The sequence below is a fragment of the Rosenbergiella epipactidis genome, assembly GCF_018494055.1.
Lineage (GTDB): Bacteria > Pseudomonadota > Gammaproteobacteria > Enterobacterales > Enterobacteriaceae > Rosenbergiella > Rosenbergiella epipactidis.
Genome location: NZ_JABBFQ010000003.1, coordinates 176143 through 198506 on the forward strand (window position 1 = coordinate 176143; position 22364 = coordinate 198506).

Consider the following 22364-nt stretch of genomic DNA (forward strand, 5'->3'; position numbering starts at 1 on the left):
AAAAAATAAAGGGTTAACCAACAGAAACCTGAACAGGTTTACCGATGCGGCTTAACATATCCACCAACGCATCAATAGTAAATTTGTTGGTCTTTTTGTTTACCACATCAGAGACACGCGGACGTGAAATATGTAAAACGGTGGCAACGTCTGCCTGTTTCATGTTTTTGTCAGAGATCCAGAGGGTAATCTCTTCCATCAATTTCTCTTTGATGGCAAGTGTATTTTCAATTTTGCGTAAGGAGTTAGCGTGAAGTGCTTTGGCCTCCTGCTCGTCAAAACCTAGGTCGGCAAAGATGTTGCCGCCACCAGGTGTGATATGACGAATTTCAGTGTCTATTTTTGCGGTCATTTACTGTTTTCTCCGCTGTTGAATTAATGTGTTGTAACGCATTTTAGTGATGTCTTTATCATACTTACTGGTTTGCCGCGTTTTTTTCTGGAAGCTATGTAAAACATAAATAGCCTCTTCAAACTTTGCTACATACATGACGCGATAGATCCCACTGGCATCACGTACTCGAATTTCATTAACACCTGCACCGATATCTGAAAAGGGTTTCCAGTCTTCGGGTTCAATACCGAATTGAATGTTATGTAGTTGAAAACCGGCTTCTTTACGAGCCGAGAGGGGAAAGGTCAAAGATCCTCGAGAGAGGAACCTATCCATATAATATCTTTCTCTTTAGGTGTTGTTGTCTTTTTTGACATATGGCTTTCCATTTGTACAAAATTTTATACACAGACCAAATAAAAGCAAGTGAATTGTTCATTTAATGTACGCCAGAAGAGGGATTAATCAATATAACGTCCAGTGCAACTGGAGCGAGGTTCCAGTCTGTCCACATGCTTGTGCAAAAACAGGCTTTTACCATTGCGTCCCGAATGTGACGGGCTGTGTCTGTCATTGGCCGGATTTGGTGGTATGGATAGACGTTATATCTCCTATAGGTTCTATCGTTGGGAACAAACACTCACTCTGGTGGCGAAGGGGGCCCAGCGCTCAGGCAGGACGGCAGGATAATACATGTCGCATACCTGTACTCATTTATGCCAGGACAAGCATACTACGCAGCTTGCTTAGAATGCTCCACAAGGCAAAAGAAGCGTTAGATCGTCGGCGAAGCCTTCTTTTTTTCCGCCAGTTAGATGCCGTATACGGTAGCATCAAGGTTGCGATAGCATTCCTGTAGGTTAGTGTGGGCAGGCTGTACACGGCGTAAAGCGAGTAGGGTAACCAAAATCATAATAAATATTACCGCTCGTCATGTTAAGCCCAGATTCTTTGACTAAATTATAGTGAGTTCACTCACTATAAAGTATGACCCTTGATGTCGAACTGGCCTCCTCATAACGGTAAGGAATCATCATGACAGATAATCAAAGCAAAGCACCACAAGTCGATCACGCTGAACAAAATGCATACTTTCCATCGCCCTATTCCCTTTCCCAGTTTACGTCGTCGGTGTCTGACCTCAAGGATGCTGAATACCTGAATAAGTACCAAGGTAAAGCAAAGATACTGGTCATTGCGGCCGATGAACGCTACTTAACGACTGATAACGGGAAATTATTTTCGACGGGCAATCACCCTGTCGAAACATTGTTGCCGATGTATCATTTGCATGCAGCGGGATTTGATTTTGATATTGCGACGTCATCGGGAAGGATGACTAAATTTGAATATTGGGCGATGCCTAATGATGACGAAAAGGTTATTCCATTTTTCGAGCAATATAGAGAAAAATTCCTCAATCCATTAGCGCTTTATGAGGTTGTCGAACAGTTATCAGAGCATGACTATGCCGCCGTTTTTATTCCTGGAGGTCATGGCGCGTTAATTGGTTTACCAGACGATCTTAACGTCGCTAAAATCTTACGTTGGGCGGTGGATAAGGATAAATTTATCCTGTCGATTTGCCACGGCCCAGCGGCTTTCCTCTCTCTGCGTGACGGCGATAATCCACTGAAAGGCTATTCAATCTGTGCTTTCCCAGATAGTGCCGACAAACAGACACCCGATATTGGCTATATGCCCGGTGGATTAACCTGGTTCTTTGGTGAGCAGTTAACCAATATGGGACTGACCTTAGTTAATAATGATATTACTGGCAAAGTTTACGCAGACCGAAAAGTCATCACGGGCGATAGCCCCTTTGCTGCAAACGAGTTAGGTAAAGTCGCGGCCAATACGTTACTCGAATTTTTTAATAAAGGATAAGGTATGAGATTCGTTGAGATCACTCAGCCCGGTGGCCCCGAAGTCCTTAAGATTGTCGAGGGTGAACGCCCCACTATTGAAAAGCACGAAGTGTTGATAAAGGTGCATGCTGCGGGCGTTAATCGACCCGATATTTTACAACGTCAGGGTAAATACCCGATGCCTAAGGGGTTAACCCCCATCCCTGGCTTAGAAGTGTCAGGCACCATCGAAGCTGTCGGTGAAGAAGTGACAACCTATAAAGTGGGGGATGCCGTCTGTGCACTGACGAATGGTGGCGGTTATGCTGAGTTTTGTGCCGTTCCTGCCGCACAGACACTGCCGATTCCTATGGGGATAAGCTTCGAAGAAGCGGCAGCGATACCAGAAACATTCTTCACTGTCTGGGCGAATTTATTTCAGCTCGGTAAGGCTCGTTCTCAAGAAACTGTCCTTATTCACGGTGGAGCCAGCGGTATCGGTACAACTGCCATGGCTTTATCTAAAGAATTCGGCCTAAAGGTATTGGCTACGGTTGGAGACGACAAAAAAATTGAGCAATTAGCAGACTCGGCAACGCTAATCAATTACAAAAAAGATGACTTCGAAGAAAAAGTAAAAGCGCTCACTCAGGATCAGGGCGTTGATATTATCTTAGATATCGTCGGTGCATCCTACTTCAATAAGAACATAAATCTACTGAAAAAAGATGGCAGGTTGGTGATTATTGGCTTTATGGGGGGAAACTTAGTCAATAATTTTGATATCACAAACATGATGGTTAAGCGTATTACGATTACGGGTTCAACCATGCGTGGCCGAAACCTAGAGGAAAAAAGAGTTATCGCTGAACAGTTAAAAGAAAAAGTCTGGCCAGCTTTAGAGAAGGGGCATTGTAAACCCATTATTTACGCCACTTATCCATTAGAAGAGATCGCTAAAGCACATGAGTGCTTAGATACAGGTACTCATATTGGAAAAGTTGTCATTACGATGTGATTATTGATACCGCTTATCCCGCACTATGCGGGATGAGTAATAAATTGATAACCGTTCTCACTTTTAATAATAAATATAGAGAGAAAAGCCCCTATATCCCTGGGTTATTAAAAATCGTAGCTTTCAATTATACTCATGGTTTTTTTATCGACCGCTTGAACTGAAAAACATAATGAAAGTGAAATAGGGCAGATTATATATTTAACCATTTCACTCCCTATCTTTCTTCGATGTAATTAACCAAGATAACCAATAAAAAAGAGGCCACAGAAAAACACCAACAGAAGCATTATTATTCGCTCAAAACGATTAAAGAGAATTAATGAAATAATCGAAGATAAAGACACGAAGAAAATAATAGTGGTCATTAATATCGAAGAGATAAATTTTCAACATAGCCTAATTAATCTTAATGTCACCTTTCACACTCCGATAAATAATTTCCTGAAAGTAGTTTATTCAAAAAACCATAATGGTAGATAGGCTTATCAAATAAAAAGTACAGCATATCGAGCTCTAGATTATATAGCTCTATCCATAAATTAGGGTGTTTAACTTTTAAATTCCTCGAAGATTCCGCTGCACGGGAAAGTAATCCCTGAATTAATATCCCCCCAGTCAATGAACCCATTCCTCATAAATCTCGCCTTATTCAATAAAAAAGAGAGTTAAAATAACAGATTGATATATAAATACATACAGGGTATTTGCATTTATCTAAACGTTTTAAATATCAGTAATATGCTTTTTATTTCTTGATTTTTAACTTTTAACCGGTGCACTGTTTCATTATTACACTCTTATTTCACTTTCCCTTAGGACATTAAAATAATACATCTTGTCACATTCAATAGTTACTATTGGTACTCGTGAATGGCTAAATCAGAACGTATAATTCTTTTAATTAATGTGACAGTTATTTATCCACTGCTCTCTTAATAGATAATCATGGTAATAGCTTACCATCGATTATCCATTCTTATTCCATCAGACTCGAACCTTATAAAGGCAGGAATGTTTCGTGCAAATGTCGCCACTGTAATCTGCCTTGTTCATGAGAAAAGACCAAGGTGGAATAGCGTAAGGTACTAGGCTTATCTGGGAAGTCTTGCCGTTCTTTATAGGCAATAATCGCATTTTTTTCGTCTTCAGCGATCAGAATAAAGTCAAAAAGCGTGATCTTCAGCCCAGGGCGTGATCCTTGTTGTTGCTCGAAAAAGTCGACGAGTCGTTGATGGTCAAATATCGCTCCAGTGGGCGCAATCATGGTAAACCCAAGATCGAATCGAGAGAGCAGCTGTAAGCGTTTATCGCCACTAGTCTCCTGTTTACCCAGCACATCACTGATTAGATGGTGGGCATCAATCACTTCTTGGAAATAACGATTCATTATGTCCTCTATTGTTGTCGGAATAGTTAAAAGGGCAGTGGACTTTCCAGCGCCATGGTTATGCCAGAGAGGGGATGCTGGAAGCGTATCGCGCTGGCGTGAAGCATCAGCCGTGGGGGCGGTGCTATGTTTGGATAATCACGGCCACCATACAGGTCACAGCCCAAAATGGGATAGCCCAAATATTGGCAGTGGATCCGTAATTGATGTGTACGGCCTGTTAACGGCGACAGTTTCACTTGAGTAATCGGTAGTGACAGGCCGGTACTCAACGGATATTCAATGCGTTGCTCCACCTCATAACGAGATTGCGCCGGTTTACCTGTCATTGCGTCGATTCGCATGAGTGGGAAATGTTGCGGATCTTTTGCAATAGGTGCATCAATGATCCCGCTATGATTCGAAAGATGGCCGCAAAGCAGAGCATGATAAGTTTTGTCGACAGAACGTTCACTGAATTGCTGGCTAAGGGCCGCCGTAATGGCTTTATTCAACCCAACGAGCATAAGACCTGAGGTCCCAAAATCGAGTCGATGCACCAGCGTACACCCCGGAAACTGTTGAAGTAGACGGTAATGAACCGAATCCCAATTGAGGGGGTTTTTACCTGAAAGGCTCAATAATCCGCTGGGCTTATTAATAATAAGTAATGATTCATCCTGATAGAGGATCTCGATTGCGGCCTCGCAGGGTGGGGCGATAAAAGTATCGATAATACTCGCCATGATGGTCTCAGTGATGACAGATTAAGGTAAAGAGGATAAGTGATTTTACGCTTGAGGTGAAGCCTCGTCGTACACCGTCGAGGCGTACAACAGGTTATCTTTCCACTGTTTTACTGAACTAGACTGAAAATTTTAGCTAATTTAAATCTAATTATTTGAATAAGATTGGCAATTGTTTTCGATATTCAATCCCAATTTCAATGCTTAATATAGCGGGTATCGCAACGATAAATTATTCAAAACCAGTAAAACTAAGGAATATACTCATGAAATCAATCAAAAAAATTGTCGCCATTTTCACCCTAACTCTTGCCTCATTTGCAGCTTCTGCGCAAAGCGTTACCGCATGTGCCGCTACCATCGATGAAGCGGAAAGTATCGTCGCCGCGCAAGCCAAGCAAGCAGGTGCCTCTTACAAAATTACGGAAGCACATTTTAATAATGGCGTGCATATGACCGCTAAATTGCTGCCTAAGCAGTAGGGTATATCTAGCTTGGCATTGTCAGCAAACTATCACCCTTCATCTATACTTATTATTTATACCAATGATTGAGGAGGTAGTATGGCTGGGGGATGGGCGGAAGATGGCGCGGTTCAAAAGCAAATTGATGACACCGTCGACGATGCCATCGCGCAGGCGAGGAGTCAGCTCCACCACGGTGAAAGCGCAGAATTTTGCGAGGCCTGTGGTGAATCTATACCACTCGCTCGCCGCCAAGCATTACCGGGAGTGATCTATTGTGTTAACTGCCAAGATGCACAGGATAAGAAAATGTCTGCGTCGAGTGGTTTCAATCGCCGCGGAAGTAAAGATAGTCAGTTGCGCTAGGCGGCAATATGCCGTTGAGGCGCTCTTTGATGGCTATAATATGCCGATTATTACGGCTTCTCACTTGTTTGTAGTGCAGGATAGATGAGAATAGAAAATTTAAGGTAAATTCACCTTTGGATATATCAATACTCATGCCACGACTTACCAGTGAAAATAAGGGTGATAAAACCTTCTAATTCCTACTCTACATAGGAGGATGTTATAATTAAATAAATATTATTTAATTATAGGGGGTGTTCTGGCGCCTTATCATTTCTCATTCACTTAATAAAAATTTACCGTAATAATATTTTATGGTTTTGATGTAAAAATATATATAGCAGTTATAGATGTTTCCCCTACTGCTTACCAATCTTAGATAGCCCTTCTTCTGCATTTTATTTGAATACACACATGGACGCTTAAGTTAGTCTGATGCTGTACTCTATTGGACGATGAGTCGCTTGATTTTAAAACCGAAACAATAGGTGAAAACAGTATCGGTTATCGATAATTACAAAAATGTTATCTACATCACTTGAAGTCATCGCCTAGCTGAGTTTGCAGTACATGTTGTGTATGAGTAATTAGTATAGCGCTGGATAATGGCTATTGATAATAATTATCAAAACACAGTGTCGATAAGGTAGAGAATATTGCCGATTAAAATCAAGTGAAATGAAAAACTCCTAAAGTATTTTCCCGCAGGTACATTAACTAGCGTGAAATATAATAATGGTTTGATTGATTTACTCTTAACTTTATTAGAAGGGGGCATAAGGATATGCTAGAACCTAAAAAAGGAATCTTAACGTTTAGAGTAGAAGGTAACAATATAAAGTCAAGCAAAGATTACTCACAAAAATTACATTGGCCAGGTATCTCATCCTTATGCAGTAATAGTAATTCTGGCGTGACGATTGGAAGAGGTTTCGATCTTGGTGATAGAACGAAGATAGAAGTATTGATAGCCTTAAAAAAGGCAGGGATAGAAATAGGAAAAGCTGAAGCAATATCTGAAGGAGCGAAATTAAAAGGATGTTCAGCTTACAATTTCGTTGTAAAAAAAGGGATTTAGTTGGCGAGATAACTGAACAACAGCAATTAAATTTGTTTATGATAAGTTATGAAGAGGCGAGGAAGGATGTTGAAAGGATATGTAAGAGTAGGTGGGAAATAAAAAATATCACACTAACCCGAATATATCGCCCATTCAAGCATGGGATAATATTCCTGATAAAATAAAAGAGTTACTCATAGATTTACGGTACCGTGGGGATTACAGTAAAAGGACACGGGGATATATACAAAAACTCGCCTACGATGGTGACGTAAAAGGGTTTGGAAAAGTATTAGTAGATCGGAATGTTTGGTTTACCGTCCCCAAAGATAGGTTCAAAAGAAGGATTGACTTCTATGAAAACAATTAGTTTTATTTTTCTTCTATCAATAGCTTCCTTCAATTTGTCTGCGGCATTTACTGAGCCAGAGATGAGTCAATTAGCGGAAATAAACAAAAAATCGATAGCGAAAACAGAAATGGGCAGAAAATATCTTGATGATAGGGTTAATGTTGCGATTAAGAATCGCCCAAAAGAAAAAAATCAATTAATTGATTTGAGGAATTCATGGGATGCAACGATTAGAAAAAAATGTAGGCTCGCAATATCTGAATCGTTAAATACCGACGCGGAAGTAGCAGAGGAAAACCTTTGCTTATATTCTGAATACAAGTCTGCGGCAGATTTCTTCGAAGGCCTTAATTATTGAGTGATGATATGAGATGCCTAACAACATCTCATTCACCTTTAGCGACTACAGAGATTCTAGTTTCTGTACTTTGCTTTAAACAGTTAAATTGATTTTTAATCCATTTCATAAGCACAGTTGAAATCTCTTATTCAGCTGCTGGCACAAGGGTGATTTTTTTAGCGGTCTAGCACTACTCCCTGGCTGATCTCCTTGTTCAACCCATTTTTAAACATGTACAGAGTGTGGGGTATTACCCTACATTCATTAATGTTATTAACCAACTAAACTGCAATATCCCCACTAACTAACAGCAATAAGAAAATCATATATCCGCTAACTATCTGTTTTTAAATCTATTTAAATTATTTTTCGGAAACTGTGAACTGAAACATTATAAATATAATCCTTTATGTTTTATAAATGGGTTCACCTTTTTGAATGTATTGTGCCAGCGAGAGACTCTACAATGGAAAAATCGACACAACCCCCTGCACAAGGTGCACCGGAAGCTGGTAAAGAACAGTTCCAACGTTCTATTGGGCTTATCTCCAACTTCTCGTTAGGCTTTACTTATCTTTCACCGTTGACGGCGGTCTATTCACTGTTTGCCTTAGCCATTACCCTCGCGGGGCCTCCGGCGATCTGGTGGATCGTTATCGCTGCGGTAGGGCAACTGTTAGTGGCCTTAGTGTTTGGCGAAATCGCCTCGCAATATCCCATCACCGGCGGTTTGTACCCTTGGGCACGTCGGCTTTGGGGTAAAAAATATGCTTGGATTGCGGCCTGGGTCTATTTATGGGCGTTGGTGGTGACCATTACCTCAATCGCTGAATATACCTCGACCTTCGTAGCCAGCCTCGTCTCGTTCAGCGCCACACCGCTTCATCTTCTGATGACCTCGGTTATCTTACTGGCAGTGATGATGGGAGTGAATCTCTCTGGAACTAAAAACCTTGCTCGCGTTGCAAGAATCGGTTTTTGGTGTGAAATTGTCAGCGTGATTGCCTTAGGGATCTATCTGTTAATTTTTCACCGCTCGCAACCTTTCTCGGTCATCTTCGATTCAATGGGGATCCTATCGAGTAGCGGCAGTTACGTCGGAGCCTTTATGGCTGCTTCGCTAATGGGGTTGTTTATGTTCTTCGGTTTTGAGGCCTGCGGTAACGTTGCGGAAGAAGTGCAGGATGCCAGCCGAAAAATCCCGGTCGCGATGATTTTAAGTATTGTCTTCGGTGCCATCTCGGCGATTATTTCGGTATTAGGGTATCTGCTTTCTTCACCTAATTTACGCAATATCGTCAGCGGTAAAGTGAGTGATCCTATCCCAGCCATCCTTAACCAGGCTCTGGGGCCGGTGGGGGCAAAAGTGTTTATCGTTATTGCGATTATCGCCATGCTCTCTTGCATCTTGTCGCTACAAGCTGCGCTAAGCCGCCTTATCTTCTCTTTCTCTCGCGATCAGATGTTACCGGGTAGCCGTTGGATGGCGAAAATCTCCGCCCATAATGTGCCGGATAACGCGATGATCATCAGTTGCTTGCTGCCAGTAATCTTCTGTGTCTGGGTCTATTTCCAACCTGATAATCTGGCTCGAATTACGGCCTTTGCCGTCATTGGTATCTATCTTTCGTTTCAAATGGTCGTGTTGGCTGCGCTTCGTCAGCGGATCAGAGGTTGGAAACCGGCTGGCGAGTGGCATATCGGTGCCTTCGGTTTACTGACTAACGTACTGGCGCTGGCGTATGGCATTGTGGGGATTTATTTACTGGCTCGACCTGCGGATAGCCCCAACTTTATTGATAAATGGACCGTACTGATTGGCTTGGCCGTGGTGTTGATTATCGGCTTGTTTTATATGCTACTCCAGCGGCCCTATGGTAAATCAAACGCACCGGAAAACGATGCGATTGAACACGCGGAAGCGTTAAGGGCGCTGCGTCGCCATGAGGGATCACATCGGTAAGTAGAGCGAAAACAGAGGGTGCTGGTGGATGACGGCCAGCGCCTCACTGTGCAGTATATCGCCCACACGATAACCCGAGAGGGTAGAGAAAATGACCCTTCCAAAGGTATTGGTTAATACCATTTTGGGGCGAGGCTGAGGCAGAACGCTTAAGATTTCGTCCTCGATGCGGCTAACCAGAATATCGACGGCAGCGACCCCGTAAAAACACTGTTGAATAAAGATAGGGGCGGCAGAGGTCATGGTATACGACGTATTACAGATATAGTCGACATAAGGACCATGAAAGTAGGGGCCTTTTAGCGATTTGGTTTTTAGAAACCACTCGAAAGTTCGAAAATCGAGGTGCTGATGGGTAAGAGGTGTAAGTTCGAGTGCAGTGTCGTGACTTGCATCTTTGTACATCCAATAGAGCGACCATATCGCCTGAGGATTCAGCGGCGCATCGGCATGATAGGCAAAGCCTGCACCGGAACAGAAGCGGTTATCAGAAAGCGTACGATTGATAAGGGCCTCTATCGCCGTTTTCGGAAAAGCCGTCGTCTCAAGCTCTGTTGGCGTGGCAGCGCTAACCAGTGGGCTAAGTAATTGAGTCAGTTGTTGCGCTAACTGCTGGCTTGAGTGAGAACACTGGGTGAAGAGCTGTTCAAGCGGCGCAATGACGGCGTGGAGTGGAGTGGATGAGTTCACTTATAACATTCTCCCAGACTTAGAGGCAGTGGTGTTGAGCTTACAGTCAACAAGGTGTTCGGCTAAAAATAGAATAAGCTCACTGACCGCTTTTGCAGCCGCTTCAGTGCATTGTTGAGATAAGGCTTCCATCAATCTTCGATAATGTTGCACGCATTGCTGATGAAGTGTGTCATCACCATAGAGCAGGGCAATAAACGAGGCCCACTCGGTTTGTAGCGTCAACTCACTATTGGCTAAGCGCGCCGACTGTGAGCTGGCAGATAAAAAAAGTAGGCAGCGCATATCCGCTTGGGCGCGTGACTCGGCGGTGTTAGCTTGCTCAAAGTCATCAATAAAAGAGCTGAAGGTAAGCTGTTCCGTTTCGCTCATGCGTTTGGCCGCGAGCCGCGCGCTGTGTGCCAGTATCGCGCAGTGCATCTCGCCGAGATCCAGTAAGTAATCACTGCTCAATAAGTTGAGAGGATGGTAGTTATGGGCACGACTTTCAATATTATCACAGACAAAGCTGCCACCGTGGCGCCCTCGGCTGGTGTAAATCAGCTCCTTGGCGCGCAGGGTATTCAACGCCTCGCGTACCGTGATATGCGAAACCCCCAGCATTTTGGCCAGCTCTGCTTCGTTGGGCAGCTGTTCATGGGCCTGCAACAGCCCAGTCATGATGGCATTGGCGAGGCGGGTCACAATCTGTTCCGCCCGGCTTGCCTGTCCGATTGGCGCGAATATTATCGCATGCGTCATCATCGTTATGCTTTCACCGGTTGTCCACGAGGAAAACAGTCTTAACACAGCAAGGGTATTTTTCAAAGCACTGCGCCACGCCTACCAGTGAGAATTTCCGGCGAGTGTATTTTTCTTAGGTTTGAAGTGAACTTATCAAGGATAAAACGATGCAACGACTGAAACATTTTATTGATGGTCAATACGTTGAGACGGCATCAACGGCCTACTTTGACTTGATTAGTCCGGTGGATGGTAGCTGCTATGCCCAAAGCCCGAAAGGAGAGGCTGCCGAGGTAACCTTGGCGTATCAGGCGGCGACGCGCGCCTTTAAGCAATGGCGGCGCTCCACGCCCTCCGAGAGACAAAAAGCGTTACTGCAGTTGGCCGAGGCGGTGGAGGCCAATACACAGCGCTTTGTCGAGCTACAATGTCGGGAAACCGGGCAATTAAAGCACTTTATAGAGAAAGAAGAGGTCGCCGCGTCCTGCGATGCTTTGCGTTTCTTTGCCGGGGCTGCCCGTCATTTAGAGGGACGGGCCAGCTATGAATATCTGGACGGTTTCACCTCAACCATTCGCCGCGAGCCGTTGGGTATAGTCGGGCAAGTCACGCCATGGAACTATCCTTTTATGATGGCTATCTGGAAAATCGCGCCCGCCCTAGCTGCTGGCAATACGGTAGTGCTTAAGCCGAGCGATACGACGCCAATGAGTACCCTATTATTGGCCGAACTGGCAGCAGCGTTTTTCCCGAAAGGAGCCTTTAATGTGATCTTAGGGCAAGCGGAAACCGGCTCGCTGGTGGTGTCTAATCCCAACGCGTCACTGGTCTCCATTACCGGATCGGTGCGCGCCGGTGTCCAGGTCGCCACCTCTGCGGCGGCCAACCTCACCAAAGCCCATTTAGAGTTAGGCGGTAAAGCACCGGCCATTGTGTTTGCCGATGCAAATATCGAAAAGGCAATTGAGGGTATTACAACCGCGGGCTTCTTCAATGCGGGCCAAGACTGTACCGCCGCGACGCGTATATTGGTCGAGGCCTCAATTTATCCAACATTCTTACAACAGCTGGTCGCCAAGACTGAACAGATCCGTTTCGGCCAGCCCGATGACACCGATGCCTTATTCGGGGCGCTTAATAGCGCGAATCAGTTGGCGCAAGTCGAAGGCTTTATGCAACGGCTACCCGCCCATGCCAAAGTGGAAATCGGCGGCAGTGCGGCGCAAAGGGCAGGGTTTTATTTCCCCGCGACCATTATTTCGGGTTTAAAGCAGGACGATGAAGCGATTCAACAGGAAGTGTTTGGTCCAGTGATGACCATACAACCCTTCGACGATGAAGCCGATGCCCTCGCCAAAGCCAATGATGTTGATTATGGACTGGCGGCCAGTGTGTGGACCGGCTCAGTAGCGAAAGCCCATCGACTGACGCGCGATCTCGACTTTGGCACCGTATGGGTCAATAACCATATTCCGCTTTGTGCAGAGATGCCTCATGGCGGTTTTAAGAAGTCAGGTTACGGTAAAGATCTTTCAGCCTATGCGCTGGAGGAATATACCCGAGTGAAACATGTCATGATCGATCTTGAGCAAGACTAAGCGAGGTGATAATGCGTAAATTTGCAGCGTACACTCTTTTTACACTCTGCCTGACGAGCGGGATAAGCTATGCAGAAGCGACGCCGCTCACGGTCGTTACGCAGTATATGCAGGCGTGGAACCAGCACGACAGTCATAAGGCAGGGACGTATTTCGCGGACAAAGTCAGTTATTACGATGCCTCGGTCGGTGAGCCGGTGGTCGGTAAGCAGCAGGCCACACAACAGGTCGTCAAAACCTTCGTCGATGCGGTACCTGACTTACGCTGGGTGATGACCAGTAAACCGGTCTATAACGGCGATACTATCGCATTTCAATGGCGTTTTACCGGAACTAACGATGGGGCATGGGCCGGTACTCCGGCCACCCATAAAAAGATCAGTTTTGATGGCGTTAGTTTTATCAAAGTGTCACAGGGTAAGATTACTTATCAGGGCGATTATTATGATTCGCAAAAATTATCGGATCAGTTGAAATAGTTGTTAAGGGCTGCCGCTCGCGCGGCCAGCCTACTAAATCAGATTAACGTAGTGCTAACTCGTTCAGTACTTTTGCTACCTCATTCCTCGCTGAATCAGATAGCGGTTGAATTGGGCGAGGCAGGCAATCCCTCTCGGTAAGCCCCATAATACTGGCTGCAGCTGCGATAACACGTAAACTGCCGCGGTATTGAGTAAATAACTGCCAAAGTGGCGAAAGTTGTCGGTTAATTGCTTCAGCGCGTTCGCTCTCCCCGGATAACGCAGCCTGGGCAAGACGCTTAGCCACTGCAGGGAACACGCCCGCGCAGACGGAATACCAGACAGCGCATCCGCTCAATAAGCCATTTTTTGCATAGGCATCGCCACTTATCCCTAAAGCAATATCCGCAGGTAGCTGCTGGCGTAATCCGCTGATTTCATGCTTAGCATCAACTAGCTGTGTCGAGGTGCCAGGGATTTTTATCGAGCGGACCTGCGATAAACTGGCTAACTCAGCATAGAGCTCAGGGGTGAAATGAAAGTGAGTGGTACCGGGATTATCGTAGACGCAAATGGGAATAGAGCTGTTACGGTTGACCGTTTCAAACAGCCCGAAGACTTCTTCGTGGGTTAAACTGTGATAAGAAACGGGGGCTAATAATAGTGCATCGACCCCGAGTCGCTGCGCTTGCTCCACACGTTGGAGAACCTCTTGTGTACTGATTGCTCCTACACCGGCGATAACGGGTGTCGTTCCTGCCAGCGACTTGGCCAGCTGAATAATACGTTCACGCTGCTGTGGGGTGAAGTAAGCATAGCACCCCGTCGATCCCATCAGGCCGATTGAGTCGACTTCTGCCTCAACTAAACGAACAATAAGCTTTTCGAAAGAGACTTCATCAACGTATCCCGCTTTACAAGGCGTGAGTGGGAAGGCACTTAGACCAGAAAACATCTTGTTATCCTTATTAAGGTGAAGGGGAGTATCAGAGTAGTCTTTTTTATTTTTTGGTCAATATAATGATCAACTGTTTGGTTCATGTACTGCCATGGTAAAAATAAGCGCTTCGCCGTGCTGGTTAGCGTAACGATGAGTATGGTCGGTATTCGCAACTACTGCATTACCACGCTTTATCAGATATTCCTGCTCATCAATTGTTAGGGTGAGTGTCCCTTGCTGGACATAAATCAACTCTTTGGTACCTGCTGAATGCGCAGGGGAGTTGTAGTATTCATTAGGGGAAAGCTGCCATTGCCAAAGTTCAAGCATATCGGGGCCAGGGGTTCCTGCTAAGAGACGAGCACTTCCACCTTGTTCTCCTTCCCATAATAGAGGCATCGTATCGGCTGTAATTTGATAGACTTTGGGCGTATCCGCGACGTCGACTAAATCCGCTACAGAGATTTTTAGAATATTTGCAACTTTGCATAGAATGGCGATGCTTGGATTGGCTCGACAAGCTTCGATCTCAACCAGCATACCCTTGCTAACGCCTGACATTCGTGAGAATTCATCTAACGAATATTTTTGCGTTTTTCGGTAGTGCTTAAGCTTAAGCGCTATCGCTCCACTGATCGATGAAGACTGACTAACTAAATCGGTCATTATATTGACTATTCCAGTAGGGGTTATTACCATGGTAAAAATTTACCGATAAAGGATTGTGCTATGTCAGTTGTCTCCCCGTCAATCTCTCCGTCCGTGATAAGTCTTGCTCCCGATTTCACTGCAATCAGTATTGCCGTTACCGCGGCACCGGTTACCGACGAGTCGGTAGGGCGTCGTCGACTTATGCAAGCGGTTGCTGCGGTGCTTGACGGCCAGCCTACTTGGGCATTGGAACATTTTGCGCAATGGGGTGAGGTTTTCCGCGCATTCGGTGCCAAGCCTAAGCGAACCCCCTGTTCTGCTGAGGCTCTGCATAAAAGGGTGATACGAGACGGAAACATGGCGAGTATTGATCCCATCGTCGATTTATACAACGCGGTTAGTCTTTTCTTCGCGGTGCCAGTCGGTGGAGAGAATCTTAGCGCCTATCAAGGTTCCCCTAAGCTACTGCGGGCGACGGGGAGTGAGCCTTTTGATACCGTACAAGCCGGCAATGACGTCATCGAATATCCTGAACCGGGTGAAGTGATTTGGACTGATGATCATGGTGTCACTTGTAGACGCTGGAACTGGCGACAAGGTAGTAGAACGCGTCTCAGCGTAGAGGATCAGCAGATGTGGTTTATTCTTGAAAGCTTGCCCGCAATGCCTTTCGACGCGCTCCAATCTGCAGCCAAAATGTTAACCGATGGCCTGGATGAAATGATGCCAGGGTGCAACTATCAACTCTCGGTTCTCAACGCGGCGTCAGCGAGCTGATTTAATCTGTAAAAGGGTAATCACTGGTTATTACCCTCCTCGAACGGAGGCCTCTTCAGGGTGATAACGCCCATTCCACTCTTCGCGTGTGATCTCCCATAATGTCGAGGGAATATCGCCAATATGGTATTCACCTATCTCTTCTCGGATCATTCGCATACCGCTCTGCTGTGAGATCTTAAGAGAGCGCTGATTCTCCCTCGCTTTGGGTGCACGCAGGACCGGTTGCTTTAGCTGATTAAACCAAAAGTCAGTGGCAGCGTGGCAGGCTTCGCGCATATAACCTTGGCCTTGCCATTCAGGCACTAACCAAAATCCGCGATTATTATCCACTTCTAAGGAGAGCCGGATTAAACCGATAAATTCGGTAGGCGAAGTGAGAGGGCGCAACGTCCAAACCCACTCCGTTTGCTGATGTATCGCGTGTAAGGTCTTTTCACAAAAGAATTCTGCTCCGTTGGCAGGGTAGGGCCAAGGCACTTTACGCGTCAGATATTTCACTATATCCCAACGTGGGAAAGCTTGCTGAATAAGGGGAGCATCTTCTTTCACCAAGGGGGCGAGGATAAGACGAGCAGTTTCTATACGAGGCAGCATAACGACTCCATTCCAAATCAACACTAGACGTTATTTTTACGACACTTATTACCTTTGCTTTGAACTTAGCGCGCGCTTCATTGTATTGGATAGCACCAAGCTCAGGAGCATCACAACAAGTCCCACTTACTGGCCTACTATTAAACTTAATTCCCAAAAGCCCGATTCAGGATTAAACGAGTAATCGTTCGCTGATGCAGTACGGAATAGACTCATATAAAACCCTCTCTCAATGTCACTATCGTGCGTAAGTGCCTAAGGTATTAACTACAATATTCCGGTCCTCGCTTTAATAGACGTCGCGAGTCAAAGACTAGGGTGAGCGTTGGCGGCATGTTTAGAAGTTACCCATACGTTCTATACATAAAAAAGCGTTAACGCTAAAGCAGTAAGAGCATTTTACCCTAGGCTCCGCCCTCTGACGAGTTTCACAACAACGATATGCTTTCGGTACTCAACTCAGTGGGCGGTGAAACTGAACGCTACTTAAAAAAATATACTTTCCGTACGTTTTCGTACGATTGGTTTCAGCCCCCACCAATAGGGCCTGGTGTGTATCCTCATTTAGGATAATTTATTTCTACGATCAGGGCGGGTCATCGGGTAATTGCTGGGCTTTGCGCTGCTGTGCACGGCCCAAAACAACGCTCAATGCTGCCCAGCCTGCTGCCAAAATCATACTAAATAGCGTTAAGGGTAGGGCGGCAACCCCCATTAGGCTCACGGCCTGATAGCTCCACGCCCCGACCTGATCGCCGACACGGTAGACGAGAGTATCGATAAATACCTTGGCATGATATTTCTCTGAGGTGGGGACCACGGTAAATAAGATCTCGCGGCTGGGGCGGGCCAAGGCAAAGTTGATTGACCGTCGCACGATAGTAAAGCCGACCAGAACCGATAAGCTCGGGGCCACCCCTAGCCAGCCGAAGCCTAGGATACTGACTAGCGGTAACAGGGCTAAGCTTAGCGCAACCCCCCAGCGTGAGAGGATCTTACCGCTGGCCGTTAACTGGCAAATCAGGGTTAATACGTTTATCGCCAAATCGACATTGGCAAAAAAAGTGGTTCGTTGTGCTGGTTGGCTAAAGGCGTGTTGCACGATAGCGGCCTGTTGAAAATAGAGCAGGGTTGAGGTGACCGAATAAAATAAAATATACCCGCAAATGCCCAATAAATAGGGGGAGGCTAATGTCTGACGAATACCGATTAACAGCGGCGTGAGTCCACCCGCTGAAGAAGAGTGACTTGCCTTCTCTTCTGTTGCTGACTGCGACAGCCGACGGCCACAATGTGATAAACGTTTAGCACTAAAGACGGACACTTGGATTAGGCCAACGGCAATAATCAATAATACGGGGGTTGAGAGATGGTTGGCGACTAAACTGGTTAGACCGGAACCGCCAATTGCGCCGATCGTCGCCGCCGCGGCCAATAAGCCAAATAGTCGTTTGCCGCGCTCGCTATCAAAAATATCGACAATTAGCGCCCAGAACACGGATACCGCAAATAGATTAAACACCGATATCCAGATAAAAAACGCCCGGCCTAAGAACAGATCGTGCAGCCCACCGTGGCGCGCAAAACCCAGCGCGAAAGCGCAGAGAATCAGCGCACAGGCTTGATAGCTATAGCTAATAAAGCGCTCTCGAGGGAGCCGCTGAGACAGCCTGTTATAAGGCCACTGTAGCAACAGCATGGTGATCAATACCGCCGTAAACAACCAAGGCAATGAGTGTGCGCCGGTGAGGGTACTGACCGTATCGCGGATTGGGCGCAAGATATAGTAAGCGCATAGCAGTGAGAAGATATATAACCAGCCCCAACAGAGGGGGGCCAGTTCTTCTTGCTTAATCGAAACTAGGCGCTGAAAGCGCCCGAGTAACGGCGACCTAGTAGGCTCAGTCATCACTCATTACCGTGCGTCTGCCAATTGCGCGCGAAGCGCTTTCTCGTCTAATACCTGTAAGAACAGCGAGGATCCTGGTTGGAAACGGGTCGCGGTCCCGAGGTCCCCTGTCTTCACTGGCGCAAAACCGGTTTTCTGGATTAACGTTTTGGCCTGCGCCAAGGCTTGTGGGTTATCGCCCGCATAAGGCACAGCAATCAGCGGTGAGTGATGCGCATTCAAGGCAATGGCAGTGGCAGCCAATGAATTAAAGGCTCGCACCACATGTGCGCCCGATAGGTATTGCGCCGATGCCTTGCCGCTTCCCAGACTCAGCGCTTTGGCTGCGGTTGCCCCGTCACGACCAGGATAAGGGTTACTAACATCGATCACGGTTTTCCCAGCAAGTTGCTGATGAAGGGATTGACCCAGTTGAGGCAGGGCGCCATAAGGGATGGCCATCACCACGACATCGCCAAATTGACTGGCCTGCTCGGCGGTGCCCACCTGAGTACCGTGACCGATATTCTTGGCAGTGGATTGCAGACTGTCGGGGTGGCGTGAGGCGAGCATCACGTGGTATCCGGCATCGGCCCAGAGTTTTCCAAGGGTTTCCCCCATATTACCCGCCCCAACAATGCCAATATTATGGACCTCGGGTGCAGAGGAAGGCGTTGCCGCGAGGGCTGCATGGCCTCCTAGCGTGGTGGCGAGTAAAAAGGAGGCAACAGCAGTGATTTTTTTTACAGACATAATATCCTCGTAGTAATGGTATCGGTTCCAATTAAGCGCGAAAAATTAGGCTTTCCACAGGGTTAAGATACCGCCTTGTTTGCCGGTCACCGGATCGGTGGTGGGCATAGCGATATTCGCGATATGGCGCTGAGCTTCGGCCAACTTACTCGGGTCGTCGTGATAGAGATCAGGGCTTAAGCCTTGAGGATAGGCCCCCAGTACTTGGAAATCCTCACTGGCCGAAAGTTGTTTATGGCCAACCCCCGCCGGGATAAGGATAACATCGCCTTGTTTAACCGTTACCGTTGGCCCAGTCTCGCCGCCAAGCTGCACCTTGGCACTGCCCTGGCTAACGCCTAATAGCTCATGGGTGTTGGAGTGGTAATGAGTAAAGGGGAAAATTTGGTAGCGCCACTGTACCGGCCTACCATTCTTAGCGAAGAGATCGCTTAGGTACTCATCGGTATTCGAGGCCGATGCGGGGACCGCTTGCTGATAAATGAGTAAAGGCAGTTTATCGTTCGGCACGCCATTCACCACTTTCGTCAGCGAAAGGGGTTGGATAGCAACATGGGGAGACGCTGATGGCGACTGCGCATAACTGCTTAGCGGCATGGCCAAAGCGGCGAGCAATAATTGGCAGAAGTTGCGTCGAGAAAACTGTGAAGGAGAGGTCATCTTCATCGTTCGCTCCTGTGTGAGATAAAAGGGAATACCTCTTAAAATATGTGACCTAGATCGCTATTCTGTCAAGTTAACTACGGAAATTGCTGCATCAGCAAAACTGACTTCGGGGCAGGTAAAGGGGAATTAAGGGGGTTTCCCCCCTTAGCGGCTCAGCGATGAATGTGTGCGTGCCAGAGCGCAAGACGAAAGGCCACACGTTTTATATATTTGGGATACTTCGCAGAGAGTAGGTAAGCACAGAGACGTTGCATGGTACACCTCACTAGTCATGGGTCAGAGAGAGTACAACAGATAGAGATGTCAGAAATATGGCAATAAAACGCCCAATATTGGGCGTTTTGCTGCGTTAGGCATTTTCAATCGTGGAGGGAACAGCATCTTCCTTACTGTAACGCTTGCGCATCATGGTCTCGATCTCTTCCAGAGATTTATCTTTGGTTTCGGGCAGACAACAGCAGACAAAAATTAACGACACAAGGTTTACGGCGGCGAACACATAGAATGTCTGATTACCCATCGCCGATAACATCGGTGGGAAGGCGAAGGCTACGGCGGCATTACAAATCCATTGGCAGGCTACCGCAGTACCGGTTAACGCACCGCGTAATTTCATCGGGAAGAGTTCAGACATCAACAACCAATAGATTGGCGCGACGCACATCTGCATAAAGAATAAGAACAGCAGGATACACGCGAGCGCTAAGTAACTTTGGGTCAGATCCTTCGGTAGGAAGATCAACACAGAGCCGAGGGCGATCTGCATCAAAATAACCGCGATCAAGCCGAAAATTAGCATCGAACGGCGCTTAACGTGTGAGACGGCTTTTAACGCAATTAAGGCGGCGATCACGGCGACCACACCATTGCCGATGGTGGCGGTAAGTGAGGCGTTAGTCCCCATTCCGGTTGTCTTTAAGATGATCGGGGTGTAGTACATAAAGGCGTTTACACCGGTAAATTGTGCAACGGCCCCCATACCAATACCCAGTAGCAGCAGACGCACCACCCAACGTTCCTTCAATAGCTCTTTGGTCGTTGGCCCTTCGCGTGAGGCTTTAGCTTGTTCACGCATCTGGTTAATCTCTTTACGGACCTCTTTGTGCGAGCGGCGCAGGCGACGCATAATGCGCACGGCTTCACGTAATCGGCCTTCGGCGACTAACCAGTGAGGGGAGCCTGGCACAAAGAAGGTGCCGATAAACAGTAATAATCCTGGGATGGTGGCGAGCGCCAGCATATAACGCCACAGATGATTATCGTGTAGCAATACACTCATCAAGGCGCTGACGATATAGGCGGTCAATTGTCCCGCGACAATCATAAGCTCATTTCGACTCACTAGCGGGGCGCGGTGACGCGGGCCAGCGATTTCGGCGATAAAGACCGGAACAGTGGACGAGCCTCCGCCGACAGCAATCCCCAGTAAGAAGCGCATTACCACCATAATATGGACGTTCGGGGCTAGGGTCGTCCCCAACGCACCTAAGACAAATATCAGGGCCAAAGTGCGTAAGGTGATGCGACGGCCGAAACGGTCGGAAACGAAGCCGCTAATAAAAGCACCGATTGCGGCACCGAAGATCAAGGCTGAGGTGACTAAGCCCTCGGTGAAAGGGGTAAGGTTAAGTCCGCCTTGATCCAATGGTTGGGTCATAAAAGGTAAGGCACCGGAGATAATCCCAGTATCATAACCAAAGGCGAGGGCGCCCATGGTGGCAACCAGAACAATAAAGAACAATCGTTGTTTTATCGTATCCGAAGATACGATTTTTTCGTCGCTAGACGTGGATGGTTTAGGCATCGCTTATCCCTGATGGAGCATTGTTATTATTAGAGAAAGCTTAAGTATAGTTCAGCGCCAAAAACCGAAGGGTTAATTTGTTCGGAATTACCCTATTTCTTTGAGGCGGTATTTTTTAGCCCCCGATGTAATTCTTGTAGTCTTTTCATCGACTTTACCGCCCGTTGCGACATCGAGGCGGCGGTGGAGACCACCAAAATTTCGAGGCAGGCCAATACCGGCCCATGTAATGGCATATTGCCTTGCTCTGTACCACGCGGGACATGAATCACCACATCGGCCTGCTGGACGAATTTAGACTCTTTAGCGCTGGTCAGTAATATAATGGGAACGCCCAAGCGCTGGGCTTCACGTAGGGTAGTCATTCCTTCACGGTGGGCAGATTTTTGCGCCATCATAATCAGCACATCGCCACGTTGCAGTGACAGCAGTTGTTCAGCAAGGCCGATACCAGAGCGATTTAGTGGGAGTGCCGGTAAGCCGTTGCGATGGAATAGGCGTGCCGCATACTCGGCCAGGATCCCTGAGGCGTTAATCCCAAAAATCGCCAACTGTCGGGCATTGACCAGTAACGAAACCGCTTGGGCGATGGCTTGACGATTTTCACTGCCACTCAGCGCTTGGGCGGCAGTGAGGTGACCCTCGACCACATAATCGATCGATTGGTTCACATCTTCGGCCAGATGGCTCAAGGTGGTGTCCATTTTATCGGCAGAGTTTAAGGGCGGATCGAACCATTGCTCTAGGACGGATTTCAATTCTCGTAAGCCGCTAAAGCCGATCGCTTGGATAGCGCGGACCACGGTTGCATCCGAGGTTTGCGTCGCCGCGGCGATCTCTAATGCGGTGCTCTCTATCACTAACGCACGATGTTGATCGATATAGAGCAGCACTTGTTGCAGCCCTATCGAGAGACCATCGATGCGTGCGCGTAAGCGTTCAGAAAATAAGTCGTGTCGCATAGACATAGCATTT

At 46.9% G+C, this 22364-nt stretch carries 23 protein-coding genes and 1 pseudogene; 10 read left to right on the forward strand and 14 right to left on the reverse strand.

The features are described 5' to 3' along the window. Positions 1-13 precede the first annotated feature (13 nt). Both HGT71_RS06320 and HGT71_RS06325 read right to left on the reverse strand, forming a co-directional pair. Entirely contained in the window at positions 14-352 is a 339-nt protein-coding gene (locus tag HGT71_RS06320; protein ID WP_214217048.1) for a helix-turn-helix domain-containing protein, read from the reverse strand. Continuing rightward, positions 353-711, reverse strand: a pseudogene (locus HGT71_RS06325) (type II toxin-antitoxin system RelE/ParE family toxin). 658 nt (positions 712-1369) lie between these two features. On the opposite strand from HGT71_RS06325, the gene hchA reads away from it, so the two are divergent. Then, on the forward strand, positions 1370-2221 hold the full coding sequence (gene hchA / locus HGT71_RS06330; protein ID WP_214217049.1) for a glyoxalase III HchA: 852 nt from the start codon (positions 1370-1372) through the stop codon (positions 2219-2221). A 3-nt stretch (positions 2222-2224) separates the two neighbouring features. Further along, the gene (locus HGT71_RS06335; RefSeq protein WP_214217050.1) at positions 2225-3199 is read left to right on the forward strand and encodes an NAD(P)H-quinone oxidoreductase; all 975 of its coding nucleotides are present in this window, start codon (positions 2225-2227) and stop codon (positions 3197-3199) included. 1000 nt (positions 3200-4199) lie between these two features. Here HGT71_RS06335 and HGT71_RS06340 read toward each other — a convergent pair. Together HGT71_RS06340 and HGT71_RS06345 are read right to left on the reverse strand one after the other, a co-directional pair. After that, positions 4200-4589 carry a DUF4440 domain-containing protein gene (locus tag HGT71_RS06340; protein ID WP_214217051.1) on the reverse strand — a complete coding sequence of 130 codons (390 nt, stop codon included), beginning with the start codon at positions 4587-4589 and terminating at the stop codon, positions 4200-4202. A 26-nt stretch (positions 4590-4615) separates the two neighbouring features. Next, the gene (locus HGT71_RS06345) at positions 4616-5314 is read right to left on the reverse strand and encodes an RluA family pseudouridine synthase (protein ID WP_214217052.1); all 699 of its coding nucleotides are present in this window, start codon (positions 5312-5314) and stop codon (positions 4616-4618) included. A gap of 266 nt (positions 5315-5580) precedes the next feature. On the opposite strand from HGT71_RS06345, the gene HGT71_RS06350 reads away from it, so the two are divergent. From HGT71_RS06350 to HGT71_RS06370, 5 genes are all read left to right on the forward strand, one after another. Further along, entirely contained in the window at positions 5581-5796 is a 216-nt protein-coding gene (locus tag HGT71_RS06350; RefSeq protein ID WP_099824643.1) for a YdgH/BhsA/McbA family protein, read from the forward strand. An 81-nt stretch (positions 5797-5877) separates the two neighbouring features. Further along, the gene (locus tag HGT71_RS06355; RefSeq protein ID WP_214217053.1) at positions 5878-6144 is read left to right on the forward strand and encodes a DksA/TraR family C4-type zinc finger protein; all 267 of its coding nucleotides are present in this window, start codon (positions 5878-5880) and stop codon (positions 6142-6144) included. A gap of 766 nt (positions 6145-6910) precedes the next feature. After that, positions 6911-7204: a lysozyme family protein gene (locus tag HGT71_RS15785; protein ID WP_241595449.1), complete on the forward strand. Its 294-nt coding sequence runs from the start codon at positions 6911-6913 to the stop codon at positions 7202-7204. A 338-nt stretch (positions 7205-7542) separates the two neighbouring features. After that, positions 7543-7896 carry a hypothetical protein gene (locus HGT71_RS06365; RefSeq protein ID WP_214217054.1) on the forward strand — a complete coding sequence of 118 codons (354 nt, stop codon included), beginning with the start codon at positions 7543-7545 and terminating at the stop codon, positions 7894-7896. 448 nt (positions 7897-8344) lie between these two features. Further along, on the forward strand, positions 8345-9841 hold the full coding sequence (locus tag HGT71_RS06370; RefSeq protein ID WP_214217055.1) for an APC family permease: 1497 nt from the start codon (positions 8345-8347) through the stop codon (positions 9839-9841). Here the strand turns inward: HGT71_RS06370 and HGT71_RS06375 are convergent. Together HGT71_RS06375 and HGT71_RS06380 are read right to left on the reverse strand one after the other, a co-directional pair. Further along, on the reverse strand, positions 9830-10531 hold the full coding sequence (locus tag HGT71_RS06375) for a cache domain-containing protein (RefSeq protein ID WP_214217056.1): 702 nt from the start codon (positions 10529-10531) through the stop codon (positions 9830-9832). The genes HGT71_RS06370 and HGT71_RS06375 overlap by 12 nt on opposite strands. Beyond that, positions 10532-11338: a FadR/GntR family transcriptional regulator gene (locus HGT71_RS06380; RefSeq protein WP_241595448.1), complete on the reverse strand. Its 807-nt coding sequence runs from the start codon at positions 11336-11338 to the stop codon at positions 10532-10534. Positions 11339-11421: 83 nt separating this feature from the next. Here HGT71_RS06380 and HGT71_RS06385 point away from each other — a divergent pair, with 83 nt between their 5' ends. Beyond that, the gene (locus HGT71_RS06385; protein WP_214217057.1) at positions 11422-12852 is read left to right on the forward strand and encodes an aminobutyraldehyde dehydrogenase; all 1431 of its coding nucleotides are present in this window, start codon (positions 11422-11424) and stop codon (positions 12850-12852) included. A gap of 11 nt (positions 12853-12863) precedes the next feature. Then, the gene (locus HGT71_RS06390) at positions 12864-13331 is read left to right on the forward strand and encodes an ester cyclase (protein ID WP_214217058.1); all 468 of its coding nucleotides are present in this window, start codon (positions 12864-12866) and stop codon (positions 13329-13331) included. Between the two features lie 43 nt (positions 13332-13374). On the opposite strand, the gene HGT71_RS06395 is transcribed toward HGT71_RS06390, so the two are convergent. Together HGT71_RS06395 and HGT71_RS06400 are read right to left on the reverse strand one after the other, a co-directional pair. After that, positions 13375-14268 carry a dihydrodipicolinate synthase family protein gene (locus HGT71_RS06395; RefSeq protein WP_214217059.1) on the reverse strand — a complete coding sequence of 298 codons (894 nt, stop codon included), beginning with the start codon at positions 14266-14268 and terminating at the stop codon, positions 13375-13377. Positions 14269-14337: 69 nt separating this feature from the next. Further along, positions 14338-14919, reverse strand: coding sequence for a helix-turn-helix domain-containing protein (locus HGT71_RS06400; RefSeq protein WP_241595444.1), 582 nt, complete (start codon positions 14917-14919; stop codon positions 14338-14340). A gap of 63 nt (positions 14920-14982) precedes the next feature. Between HGT71_RS06400 and HGT71_RS06405 the strand changes: the two genes are divergently transcribed. Beyond that, complete coding sequence (locus HGT71_RS06405) at positions 14983-15681, forward strand: B3/B4 domain-containing protein (protein WP_214217061.1); 699 nt, start codon at positions 14983-14985, stop codon at positions 15679-15681. Between the two features lie 30 nt (positions 15682-15711). Here HGT71_RS06405 and HGT71_RS06410 read toward each other — a convergent pair whose 3' ends face one another. The 6 genes from HGT71_RS06410 to HGT71_RS06435 form a co-directional block, all read right to left on the reverse strand. Next, entirely contained in the window at positions 15712-16278 is a 567-nt protein-coding gene (locus HGT71_RS06410; RefSeq protein ID WP_214217062.1) for a GNAT family N-acetyltransferase, read from the reverse strand. 586 nt (positions 16279-16864) lie between these two features. Continuing rightward, positions 16865-18187, reverse strand: a complete 1323-nt coding sequence (locus HGT71_RS06415; protein ID WP_214217063.1) for an NTP/NDP exchange transporter — start codon at positions 18185-18187, stop codon at positions 16865-16867. A gap of 6 nt (positions 18188-18193) precedes the next feature. Further along, positions 18194-18919, reverse strand: coding sequence for an NADPH-dependent F420 reductase (locus tag HGT71_RS06420; RefSeq protein WP_214217064.1), 726 nt, complete (start codon positions 18917-18919; stop codon positions 18194-18196). 45 nt (positions 18920-18964) lie between these two features. After that, positions 18965-19585, reverse strand: coding sequence for a cupin domain-containing protein (locus HGT71_RS06425; RefSeq protein ID WP_214217065.1), 621 nt, complete (start codon positions 19583-19585; stop codon positions 18965-18967). A gap of 349 nt (positions 19586-19934) precedes the next feature. Continuing rightward, positions 19935-21389, reverse strand: a complete 1455-nt coding sequence (locus HGT71_RS06430) for a sugar porter family MFS transporter (protein ID WP_214217066.1) — start codon at positions 21387-21389, stop codon at positions 19935-19937. A gap of 92 nt (positions 21390-21481) precedes the next feature. Then, positions 21482-22357, reverse strand: a complete 876-nt coding sequence (locus HGT71_RS06435; RefSeq protein WP_214217067.1) for a MurR/RpiR family transcriptional regulator — start codon at positions 22355-22357, stop codon at positions 21482-21484. Positions 22358-22364: the final 7 nt, after the last annotated feature.